Annotated in this window: 11 protein-coding genes; 5 read left to right on the top strand and 6 right to left on the bottom strand. The window is 67.3% G+C overall.

What is annotated here, in order from left to right:
- Nucleotides 1-87: 87 nt before the first annotated feature.
- Complete coding sequence (locus tag Q9R17_RS05340; RefSeq protein ID WP_005411077.1) at nt 88-1,134, bottom strand: rod shape-determining protein; 1,047 nt, start codon at nt 1,132-1,134, stop codon at nt 88-90.
- 282 nt (nt 1,135-1,416) lie between these two features.
- On the opposite strand from Q9R17_RS05340, the gene Q9R17_RS05345 reads away from it, so the two are divergent.
- Entirely contained in the window at nt 1,417-2,355 is a 939-nt protein-coding gene (locus Q9R17_RS05345; protein ID WP_308157400.1) for a carbohydrate kinase family protein, read from the top strand.
- Nucleotides 2,356-2,483: 128 nt separating this feature from the next.
- Here Q9R17_RS05345 and Q9R17_RS05350 read toward each other — a convergent pair whose 3' ends face one another.
- The 5 genes from Q9R17_RS05350 to ubiE all read right to left on the bottom strand — a co-directional run bounded on the left by Q9R17_RS05350 (nt 2,484) and on the right by ubiE (nt 9,174).
- Complete coding sequence (locus tag Q9R17_RS05350) at nt 2,484-4,457, bottom strand: LTA synthase family protein (protein ID WP_308157401.1); 1,974 nt, start codon at nt 4,455-4,457, stop codon at nt 2,484-2,486.
- A gap of 312 nt (nt 4,458-4,769) precedes the next feature.
- Nucleotides 4,770-5,465 (bottom strand): hypothetical protein, encoded by a 696-nt coding sequence (locus Q9R17_RS05355; protein ID WP_308157402.1) that lies wholly within the window; start codon nt 5,463-5,465, stop codon nt 4,770-4,772.
- Nucleotides 5,465-6,196 (bottom strand): hypothetical protein, encoded by a 732-nt coding sequence (locus Q9R17_RS05360; protein WP_308157403.1) that lies wholly within the window; start codon nt 6,194-6,196, stop codon nt 5,465-5,467. The genes Q9R17_RS05355 and Q9R17_RS05360 overlap by 1 nt, the downstream gene beginning before the upstream one ends.
- A gap of 109 nt (nt 6,197-6,305) precedes the next feature.
- The gene (locus Q9R17_RS05365) at nt 6,306-8,237 is read right to left on the bottom strand and encodes a M1 family metallopeptidase (RefSeq protein WP_308157404.1); all 1,932 of its coding nucleotides are present in this window, start codon (nt 8,235-8,237) and stop codon (nt 6,306-6,308) included.
- Nucleotides 8,238-8,412: 175 nt separating this feature from the next.
- Complete coding sequence (ubiE, locus tag Q9R17_RS05370; RefSeq protein WP_308157405.1) at nt 8,413-9,174, bottom strand: bifunctional demethylmenaquinone methyltransferase/2-methoxy-6-polyprenyl-1,4-benzoquinol methylase UbiE; 762 nt, start codon at nt 9,172-9,174, stop codon at nt 8,413-8,415.
- Nucleotides 9,175-9,258: 84 nt separating this feature from the next.
- On the opposite strand from ubiE, the gene Q9R17_RS05375 reads away from it, so the two are divergent.
- The 4 genes from Q9R17_RS05375 (at nt 9,259) to Q9R17_RS05390 (ending at nt 11,116) form a co-directional block, all read left to right on the top strand.
- Complete coding sequence (locus Q9R17_RS05375) at nt 9,259-9,711, top strand: nucleoside deaminase (protein WP_308157406.1); 453 nt, start codon at nt 9,259-9,261, stop codon at nt 9,709-9,711.
- Between the two features lie 204 nt (nt 9,712-9,915).
- Complete coding sequence (locus tag Q9R17_RS05380; RefSeq protein ID WP_308157407.1) at nt 9,916-10,188, top strand: hypothetical protein; 273 nt, start codon at nt 9,916-9,918, stop codon at nt 10,186-10,188.
- 75 nt (nt 10,189-10,263) lie between these two features.
- Nucleotides 10,264-10,602, top strand: coding sequence for a hypothetical protein (locus Q9R17_RS05385; protein ID WP_308157408.1), 339 nt, complete (start codon nt 10,264-10,266; stop codon nt 10,600-10,602).
- 91 nt (nt 10,603-10,693) lie between these two features.
- On the top strand, nt 10,694-11,116 hold the full coding sequence (locus tag Q9R17_RS05390) for a low affinity iron permease family protein (protein ID WP_308157409.1): 423 nt from the start codon (nt 10,694-10,696) through the stop codon (nt 11,114-11,116).
- The last annotated feature ends 26 nt before the right edge of the window (nt 11,117-11,142 follow it).

Consider the following 11,142-nt stretch of genomic DNA (forward strand, 5'->3'; position numbering starts at 1 on the left):
GAAACACGGCGGCGCCCCGCCGGTGCCGGCCCGCGCGAACGGGCCGCACCCCGGAAGGGCGCTGCGGGCAGGACCGGCCGGGACGGCTTATTCCGGCGCAAAGAACTCGTTGCCGTGCATGTCGACCAGCTCCAGCGCACGGCCACCGCCACGGGCCACGCAGGTCAGCGGGTCATCGGCCACCTGCACGTGCAGGCCGGTTTCCTCGGAAATCAGGCGGTCCAGGTCGCGCAGCAGGGCGCCGCCACCGGTCAGCACGATGCCGCGCTCGGCCACGTCGGCGCACAGTTCCGGCGGGGTCTGTTCCAGGGCCAGCTTGACCGCGCTGACGATGCCCGACAGCGGCTCGTGCAGGGCCTCGAGCACCTCGTTGGAGCTGATCTTGATCATCTTCGGCACGCCCTCGGCGAGGTTGCGGCCGGAGATTTCCAGCTCCTGCACCTCGGCCTGCGGGTAGGCGCAGCCCAGCTCGACCTTGATGCGCTCGGCGGTGGCTTCACCGATCAGCATGCCGTGGTTGCGGCGCACGTAGTTGGTGATGGACTCGTCGAAGCGGTCACCGCCGATGCGGACCGAGGCCGAGTAGACGATGCCGTTGAGCGAGATCACCGCCACTTCGGTGGTGCCGCCGCCGATGTCGATGACCATCGAGCCACGGGCTTCGGTGACCGGCATGCCGGCACCGATGGCGGCGGCCATCGGCTCCTCGATCAGGTAGACGTCACGGGCACCGGCTTCCTCGGCCGATTCCTTGATCGCGCGGCGCTCGACCTGGGTCGAGCCGGCCGGCACGCAGACCAGCACGCGCGGGCTCGGGCGCAGCACGCGGGACTTGTGCACCTTCTTGATGAAGTGCTTGAGCATCGCCTCGGTGTAGGTGAAATCGGCAATGACGCCGTCCTTCATGGGGCGGATGGTGGTGATATGGCCCGGGGTACGGCCCAGCATCTGCTTGGCCTCGGCGCCGACGGCTGCCACCGAGCGGGTACCACCGATGGCACGGTCCTGGCGCACGGCCACGACCGACGGCTCGTTCAGCACGATCCCCTGCCCGCGCACGTAAATAAGGGTATTGGCCGTGCCCAGGTCGATGGACAGGTCGTTGGAGAACATGCCACGCAGTTTCTTGAACATCTGAGGAAGGAGTCCTGAGGGGTGTCGTGCCCGCCGCGGGATGGCGAAAAAATGGGCAGAATTCGAGGCCGACAAGCCTAGCAACCCGCCTGCCGCCGAGCAAGGAAAAAACTAGCTGAACCCGCGACTTGGCTGCGTTTCGGCCCGATCGGGCATCACCGGTTCTGGCCCTGAGCGGCACCAGCGGGTAACCTTTGCGCCGTCGGGCGCCCAAGGGCGCCGTTTGCTTGCCCGCGGAACCGGGCCAGCCCACCCCAAAATTCACCGCATAGGCTTACATCGATGTCCGCTCTGATCTGTGGTTCTCTTGCCTTTGACACCATCATGGTGTTCCCGGACCAGTTCAAGAATCACATCCTGCCGGACAAGGTGCACATCCTGAACGTGTCGTTCCTGGTCCCGCGCATGCGCCGCGAGTTCGGCGGCTGCGCCGGCAACATCGCCTACAACCTGCACCTGCTGGGCGGCAAGCCGATCCCGATGGGCACCGTCGGCTCGGACTTCGGCCCGTACCGTGAATACTTCGACGGCCTGGGCATCGACCTGTCGCGCGTGCGCGTGATCGATGAGCTGTTCACCCCTCAGGCCTTCATCACCACCGACCACGACAACAACCAGATCACCGCCTTCCACCCCGGCGCCATGATGCGTTCCTACGAGAACCACGTGCGCGGCGTGCCGGGCGTGACCCTGGGCCTGGTCGGCCCGGACGGCCGTGAGGGCATGATCCAGAACGCCCTGGAGTTCCACGAGGACGGCATTCCGTTCATCTTCGACCCCGGCCAGGCCATGCCGCTGTTCAACGGCCCGGAGCTGCGCGAATTCATCGAGCAGGCCGACTACGTGGTGGTCAACGACTACGAGTCCAACCTGCTGCAGGAACGCACCGGCTGGAACGAGCAGGAAATCGTCAGCCGGGTGAAGGCCTACATCACCACCCGCGGCCCGAAGGGCGCGGTCATCCACACCCCGGAAAAGACCTACGACATCCCGCCGGCGCACGAGCGCCGCGTGGTCGACCCGACCGGCTGCGGCGATGCCTTCCGCGCCGGCCTGATCTTCGGCATCCAGAAGGGCTACGACTGGCTGACCATCGGCCGCATGGGCAACCTGATGGGCGCGCTGAAGGTCGAGCACCCGGGCACCCAGAACCAGCGCTTCACCTTCGACGAGTTCAACGAGCAGTTCAAGCAGCAGTTCGGTTACGCGTTGAACGCGTAATCGAACTGCCCGCGCATTTCCCCCCCGACCCTGCGGTGTGGGGAAATGCTTCTGGTAGGTGTCGACCTCGGTCGACACGGCCGGCCCACGGCCGGCATCACCCCTGATCGCCGCCCTGCCCTTCCGGGTCAGTGCGTGGCTTTCTCCGGCAGGCAGTACAGCTCTTTTTCGTAGGCCAGCGTGCCCCACATCGCATGGGCGTGCGCACGTCGCGCCAGCTCGGGCCTCAGCGGCTGCGGCTGCAGCTGGTCGCTGACCGGATCGTAGCGGAAGCCCTGTGCCGGCTTGTCCGGCTGCAGGATGGCCACATCGTTGCCCTCCATCCACGCCAGATTGCGGTCGTACTGCATCAGCGCGCGCCCCGGCTGCAGCCGCCGCATGTCCGTCAGGTCCTGTCCCAGCAAGGGCGTGGGGTCGGCAATGCCCAGCAGCGACAACAAGGTCGGGGCCAGATCGATCTGGCTGACGATGCGGGCATCGCGGCGCGGCTCGATGCCGCCGCCCAGGATCAGCCCCGGAATATGGAAATTGCCGATCGGCACCATGTTCTTGCCGAACACCCGGGAGTCATGGTCGGCCACCACCAGGAACACGGTGTCCTTCCAGTAGGGCGACGCCATCGCCTTGTGGAAGAACGCGCCCAGCGCGTAGTCGGCGTACTTGGCGGCGTTGTCGCGGGTCTGCTTCGGCTGTTCGTAAAGGGCGATGCGGCCGTCTGGAAATTCGAACGGATCATGGTTGCTGGAGGTGAACACCAGGCCGAAGAACGGCTTGCCCTGTGCGTTCAACTGGCGGAAGTGCTGATCGGCCAGGCCGAACAGGTCCTCGTCCGAGGCGCCCCAGGAACCGACGAAGGCCGGCGTGCGGTAGTCCTTGCGGTCGACGATGCGGGTGAAGCCGTTGGCGAGGAAGAACTCGCGCATGTTGTCGAAGTGGCTCTCGCCGCCGTAGTAGAAGCCGGTGTCATAGCCGTGCCGGCCCAGCACGTCGGCCAGGGTGAAGAACCGCTGCCGGGTGGCAGGCAGCTTCACCACCGATTCGGCCGGGGTCGGTGGGAACCCGGTCAGCACCGCCTCGATGCCGCGCACCGAGCGCGTGCCGGTGGCATACAGCCGCTCGAACGCCCAGCCCTGTGTGCTCAAGCGGTCGTAATTGGGCGACAGCGGCCGTCCGCCGAGGCTGCCGATGAACTGCGCGCCCAGGCTTTCTTCCAGCACGATCACCAGGTTGCGGGGGGCGCCCTGGTGGAACGGCTGGCGCTGGGCCAGGGTCGGCAACGCCCCGGACACGTACGCCGACGCCGGCAGGCCGCTGCTGGCGCGCAGCTCCCTGACCACCTCGGCCAGGGGCAGGTCGCCGTAGACGCGCGAGGTTTCGCTGCGGGTCGCCAGTTGGCGCGCGGCATGGCCGACGGTGTACAGCGAGTTCAACGGCAACGCATTGACGGTCGGATCGGTCGAGAACGCGACCAGCGCCGGGTTCAGCGGCCGATGGCCCAAGCTGGAGCGTACGCCCAGGGCCGCCAGCAGCAGCACCGCACAGGCCAGTGGCAACCGCCACAGCCAGCCGGCCTCGGCGGCGCCTGGCGGGAGGCGGGTTGCCCAGCGACGCGACCCACGCAGCAGCCCCCAGGACAGCACGATCACCGCCATCACTTCGATCACCACAGCCAGCAGATGACCGCGCAGCAGCGTCATCCCGACCTCTTCGGGATAGATCAGGTATTCCAGGAACAAGCGGTTCGGGCGCAGTCCGTACTCGGCCATGAAGCCAGGTGTGGCCAGCTCCATGAACACCAGCAGCACGCTGGCCACGATCAACCACGCGCGCAGCAGCTGCCGCCAGGCATGGCCCAACCGCCCCTCGACCGGCAACAGCAGCGCCAGCACGGCAGGGATGCCGTACAGCAGGCACAGCGTCGCCACGTCCACCCGCAGCCCCTGCAGGAACACCGTGGCCCAGCCATCGGCTGCCTCGACCCGCGCGGCGTGCCAGAGGGCCAACCCCAGCCGCGACAACGACAAGGCCACCAGGCCAAACAGGAAGAAGGCAGCGATCGGACACAGACGACGGTACAGCGACACCCACACAACTCGGCGCATGAAGAAAATCCAGGAAGGGAACGACAGACGCCCACCGCCCATGCCTGGGAGCGGGCTACACCGATCAACGTGCTGCACGGCATCGCGGTAAACGCGCCGGACATCCGGCCAACGTCACCCCGCGCGATACCGCCTCGACCCGGTCGCGCTGGCTACCGGCTGCGGTTCCCCAACCGCCCCGCCCTCACCCCTGATCGAACGTCCGGACATCGCCCGGCGCGCCAGCCACGCACAATACACTGCGCTGCGCCCGGCATCGACTGGCAGCGCCGCTTGCGGGAACCCTCGCGGTGCAGGCTGGGCGCTGGGGCGCTACGGGGTGGCCGGCACGCAGGCCGGCTGCTGGTCGCCCCCGCACAGGGTGGTCGCGGTGATGGCCTGCATGTAGCCACCAATCCGGGCCGGGTCGATGCGGTAGGGCCGGTTGCGCTTCTGTTCGGACGCATCGGCCGGACGCCAGCCGTACTGCACCTGGTGCACGAAGGTGCGGCCCTGCAGGAACGCCACCACCGCGCCCTCGCCGAACGGTGCCGCCGGCCCGACCTTGTCGCAGAACCCACCGGCAACGGCGAAATCGACGCCATTGAATGTGTTGCTGCGCGCACTGGTCGGGGTGAACGTCCCCGCGCAGAACTGGCGTGCCTTCTGTTGCTGCTGGGCGATGCCCACCTCGATCAGGCTGTGGCCACTGGCGGCCACCTGCTGCATGACATCGGCGGCCGGCACCGGGAAACGCCGGATCAGCAGATACCCCCCACGCCAGTGCTGGATATCCTCGCCCGGCGGCAGGTATTCGGCCATCACCTCGCCATTGCCGCTGCGGTCGCCATCCATCCAGGCCAGGGTCCAACCGGCAGGAATCGCATGCTGGACCTGTTCGCCATGGATCGGGAACGGCCGGCCCTCGCCGCCGTCGGCGTCGCTGGCCTCGGACGCCACCGCCGTGGTGGCCGCCAGCAGCAGCGCCGCCAGCGTCCCGTATCGGCCCCTCCGTGGGCGCGGGGGCATCACTGCCACCACTTGGGCATGCGGCGCACATCCACGCCACCGGTCTCGAATTCGGCGGTGCGGGTACCACCGGCCTTCACCGGGAACTCGATGCTGATCGACTTGCCCTGGTGGGCCAGCTTCCACAGGGCCTTCTGGTCGGTGATGAACAGGGCGATGGCTTCGTCGGTCTTCGGCCGCCAGGCGGCCATCGACACCGGCTTGCCGCCGTCCACGCTCACCTTCACGGTGCACTGCGGGCAACGGAAATCACCGGCCTGCAGCACCAGGTAGGCGTGGCGCTTCCATTCGGGATGGTCGCGGAACACCAGCTGCACCGGCTTGGGGCCGCTGCCATCGACGTCCACGCGCTGCTTGCTGAAGAGCGAGGCCGACACCTGGGTGCCCTTGCCGGCCACCGGAATCTCGTTGTACTGCCACAGGCCCTGCATGCGGCGCAGGTCGCGCGCGGCATCGGCCTTGGCCTTGACCGCATCGAAGCCCGGCGCGATGCGCTCGGCCACGGCGGTGTCCTTGTACTGGTCCAGCAGCACCCCGCCCTGCAGGCGTGCGCGCTCCCAGTCCTGCGCGGCCACCGCGCTGTCGTACTGCCTGCCCACGTCCTCGGCCTTGGCCTCCTTCTGCGCCTTGGCCGCAGCAGCGGCCTGTTCCTGCGCCTGGCGCTCGGCTTCCGGGTTGGAGCAGGCGGCCAGGGCCAGCGAACAGGCAGTCAGCAGGATCAGTCGTTTCATTGCAGGATTCCTCGGCAGGTTGCAGCCGGAGTGTATCGGCTGCGGAAGGCGGATACAGCAACGGCGGGTTTCCCCGCCGTTGCCGGTGCACACGGGCTGCAGGCCAGGCTTACTTGCCCGCCTCGGCCTTGGCCAGCATGTCCTGCACCGAGACCGTGGTGATCGGGTGGTAGCCCGGCTTGGCCTTCTCGAAGGCCGCCTTGGCGAAGGCCAGGCCTTCGGGGGTTTTCACCAGTTCGGCATAGATCGGCAGGATCAGCTTGCGGCGACCCACGCGCTCGATGAATGCCGCCGCCGCGTCATTGGCTTCGCTGTAGCCGCTGCGGATGGCCAGCGGGTACCAGCGCATGGCGATCTCGCCGTTGGGGGTGCCGGTGAAGTGGAAGGTACGGTCCAGCTGGGCCAGCTTTTCCTTGGTCTGGGTCTTGCCCAGGCCATCGATGAAGCGCACCCATTCCTGCGTGCTCCACTCGGCGGTGAGCTGGCTGCTGGGCAGCGTGCCGGCCGTATCGAAGGCGATGCGTGCGGTGTCCACGTTGCTGAAGTTGCGCGACTTGGCCTTCACCGCGAATGCCGGAATGCCCGGCTCGTCCAGCCACGCGTGCAGCTCGGCCTCGGTCACCGCGCTGGGATTCTTCGGCAGCAGGTGCTTCTTCAGGTAATCGACGAACTGGTCGGTATTGGCGCTCTGGAAGGCATGGTCATCGAACCAGCCACGCAGGAACGGGTCGAAGGTGTCGCGGCCGAAGCGCTGTTCCAGGAACTCCAGGAACCAGGAACCCTTCACGTAAGCCACCTGGCTCAGGGCTTCGTCGGGGTCACGCTCGTTCAGCGGCGGCAGCGCCAGCGCCTGGTCGGCCGGGCTCATGTCCTTCACTTCGGCCAGCAGGTCGGTCTGGTCGATCTGCTTTTCCATCTCGGCCATCTCGGTGCCGTACAGGGCTTCGGTGATGCGGCCCTGCACGTAGGTGGTGAAGCCTTCGTTGAGCCAGATGTCCTTCCAGCTGGCGTTGGTCACCAGGTTGCCCGACCAGCTGTGCGCCAGTTCATGGGCGACCAGCGAAACCAGCGACTTGTCGCCGACGATCACCGTCGGGGTGGCGAAGGTCAGGCGCGGGTTTTCCATGCCACCGAACGGGAACGACGGCGGCAGCACCAGCATGTCGTAGCGGCCCCAGCGGTACTGGCCGTACAGCTTCTCGGCGGCACCGATCATCTTCTCGGTGTCCTCGAATTCCTTGGCGGCCTTGCCGACCATGGTCGGCTCGGCCCACACGCCGGAACGGCCGGAAATGGGCTGGAACACCAGGTCGCCGGCAGCGATGGCCAGCAGGTAGGACGGGATCGGCTGCGGCATGGTGAAGCGGTAGTCGCCATCACGCGCGGCCTTGGGATCGTTGTCGGCGCTCATCAGCACCATCACGTCCTTGGGCGAGGTCACGTGGGCGCTGTAGGTGAAGCGCACGCTCGGGGTGTCCTGCAGCGGCACCCACGAACGGGCGTGGATGGCCTGGGACTGGCTGAACATGAAGGGCAGCTTCTTGCCTTCGGTCATCGACGGGGCCAGCCACTGCAGGCCCGAGGCGGTCGGCGCGGTGTGGTAGGTCACTTCCACCTTGGCCGGCTGCTGCGGGGCCTCGATGGTCAGCTTGCTGCCGAACACCTTGTCCACCGGGGCCAGCACGAACTGCAGCGGGCTGCGCGCGCCGTCGGCGCCGATGGCCTCGACCTTGGCGATGCTCAGCTCGCGGGTGTCCAGCACCAGCTGCTGGGCATCCTTCTGCTTCCATTCCAGGGTGTAGGTGGCGGTACCGCCGATCTGCTTCTGGTCGAAGTCCAGCTTCAGGTCCAGGGCGATGTCCTTGATGACGACCTTGTCCGGCTGGGCGTACGAACTTTCGTCGTGGCTGCGGTTTTCGGCGTTCACGGGCGCGGCGGGGGCCTTCTGGGCGGTCGGGGCGGCGGCGGGCGCGGCCGCCTCCTGGGAGCAGCCGGCGGCCAGGGCCACGGCCAGCGGGAGGAGCATCAGCGGATTACGCATGAATCGGGACCGTTACGGGGATCAGACCCCCAATGGTACCTTCCCCGGCTCCCGCAGGCGTTGCGCGCTGCGGGGTGAAGGTTGCCCCCGGTAGGCGCCAACCTGGGTTGGCGCGGATCCATCACCGCCCGCGGCGGAGCGTGCCAACCCAGGTTGGCAGCTACCAGGGCAAGGCTTACAGCTTGTAGCCGGAGTGGATCGAGACGATGCCGCCGGTCAGGTTCTTGTAGTGGCTGCGCTCGAAGCCGGCCGCAGCCATCATCGCCTTCAGCTCTTCCTGCGGCGGGTGCTTGCGGATGCTCTCGGCCAGGTAGCGGTAGCTGTCCCCGTCGCGGGCGAACAGCGCGCCCAGCTTCGGCAGCACCTTGAACGAGTGGAAATCGTAGATCGGCTTGAACCAGTCCACGGTCACTTCGGAGAACTCCAGCACGCGCGCTTGGCCACCGACCTTCAGCACGCGGTACATCTCGCGCAGGGCGGCGTCCTTGTCGGTCACGTTGCGCAGGCCGAAGGCGATGGTCACCAGGTCGAAGCTGGCATCCGGGAAGGGCAGCGCTTCGGCGTTGCACTGCACGTAGTCCAGGCCCGCCACCAGGCCGCGGTTGGTCAGGCGGTCACGGCCGACCGACAGCATGCCGGCGTTGATGTCACCCAGCACCACCGACCCTTCGCTGCCCACGCGCTCCTTGATCAGCGCGGCGATATCGCCGGTGCCACCGGCCAGGTCCAGCGCGCGGTCACCCGGCTTCACCTGCGCGGTGGCCACGTAGTAGCGCTTCCATGCCCGGTGGATGCCCAGGCTCATCAGGTCGTTCATCAGGTCGTAGTTGCGCGCGACCGAGGTGAAGACCTGGCCGACCAGCTTCTGCTTGTCCTTGGCGGCGACGTCGCGGAACCCGAAATGGGTGGTGCCAGACTTGTAGGGGGATTCGCTCATGGCCCCGATTATCGCACCCCCAGCGCCGCCGGGGGCACCCCCGCTGCGTATCATGGCGGCTCGATATTCCCCAAGGAGCTTCCCATGATCGCCACGCCCGACTACCCGGCCCTGCTGCAGACCGCCATCGCCGAAGCCCGCCAGGGGCTGGCCGAGGGCGGCGTGCCGATCGGCGCGGCGCTGTACCACAACGATGGCCGCCTGCTCGGCTGCGGCCACAACCGCCGCGTGCAGGAAGGCGACCCGTCGGTGCACGGCGAAACCGATGCCTTCCGCAAGGCCGGCCGCCAGCGCCGCTACCGCGACACCATCATGGTCACCACGCTGGCGCCGTGCTGGTACTGCTCTGGGCTGGTGCGCCAGTTCAACATCGGCACGGTGGTGGTGGGCGAATCGCGTACGTTCCAGGGCGGCATCGACTGGCTGCGCGAGAGCGGGGTCAACGTGATCGACCTGGACAACCAGGAATGCGTGGATCTGCTCGGCGATTTCATCGCGCGCCACCCGGATGTCTGGAACGAAGACATCGGTGAATGAGCAGCACTGCGACACGGTGTCGCAGCGGTTAATGAATGCTTCAGGCCTGCGCGCACGTGCGCAGGCCCTCTCCTGCAAGGGATGCCGCGGGTAGCGGTACGTCGCCACGCACATCGTCTTCAAGCATGCACACGCGGTGATAACACCCGCGCTGGCAGCTGCGCCTATGGTGGTTGCACAGGGGGCACGCACCGGAGGATCGCCATGAGCGCCCACGTCACCGCGCCTGTTGCACGACCTGACATGGAGCCCGCCCTGGCCATCGTCTGGGAACGGCTGCAGCAGCAGTTCGCCCTGCACCAGCGCAGCGCGCCGTTCTGGAGTGCGTACCAGGGTCTGCAGCAGGATCTGGTGCGGCAGCATCCGCATGACCACGTCCGCCTGTGCAATGCGATGGCCGGGCTGGCTGAACGACTGGGTGCTGTCGAACATGCCCAGCTGCTGGCGGGCCGCCACGCCGGCTCCACGCCGCGCTGACGCTGCCTGCACCCGCGGCGGGGTAACACTCAGGGTTCACCCCCGCCACTTTCCCTACCTATCTATTGGATTGCCATGCGCACTGAAGTTCCCGCCATCCCGCCCGTCATCGATGTTGACGCCGAGCTCAATCACTGGCGCCAGCAGCATGCAGGGGGGGCCTTGGGCAACGGGTCGTTCGGCCACTACATCCCGTGGATCAAGTTCGCCTGCGATTCGCTGATCACCCAGCCGCGCGCCACCGATGCGCAGCGTGAGGACACCTTCCAGACCCACTACGCCCTGCAGATCATGCCGCGCCTGACCGAAGCACAGGCGCGCGATTTCGTTGAACGCTGCTGGGACCACCTGTACCGCACCAGCCCGGTGCCGCAGCAGCACGCCCCCCGCCTGCAGCGCCTGCGCGCGGTGTAAACCAGGCCACGTCTTCCCTGCCGCGTGCCAGAGCACGCGGCCTGCACAGCCGGCTGCCGATCATCGCCTGCAGTCCACGGGAATGACGCAAATGCCTGCTCGCCATCTGTTCAACACCCTCGCCAAACGCGCTTCGGCCGCCGCCGGTTCGCCGTGGACGTTCCTCCTCGCCCTGGCCATCGTCGTGCTGTGGGGCATCAGCGGGCCGCTGTTCGACTTCAACGACACCTGGCAGCTGGTGATCAACACCGGCACCACCATCATCACCTTCCTGATGGTGTTCCTGATCCAGCATTCGCAGAACGCCGATACCGCGGCCATGCAGATCAAGCTGGACGAGCTGATCCGCGCCACCGCCGACGCCAACAACGAACTGCTCGACCTCGAAGAGATGGACGAGGAGCGGCTGGAAGAGATCCGCCGCGAGTATGAGCGCATGGCACGCCAGGCCGGCGATGCGCTGGCACGGGTACGTGCCTGCCGTACACCACCACGCGACGACGAAGCGGTGTGAGCCGATGGGCGGCAGCGCCGGGCAGG

This window comes from Stenotrophomonas sp. 24(2023), from assembly GCF_030913365.1.
Lineage (GTDB): Bacteria > Pseudomonadota > Gammaproteobacteria > Xanthomonadales > Xanthomonadaceae > Stenotrophomonas.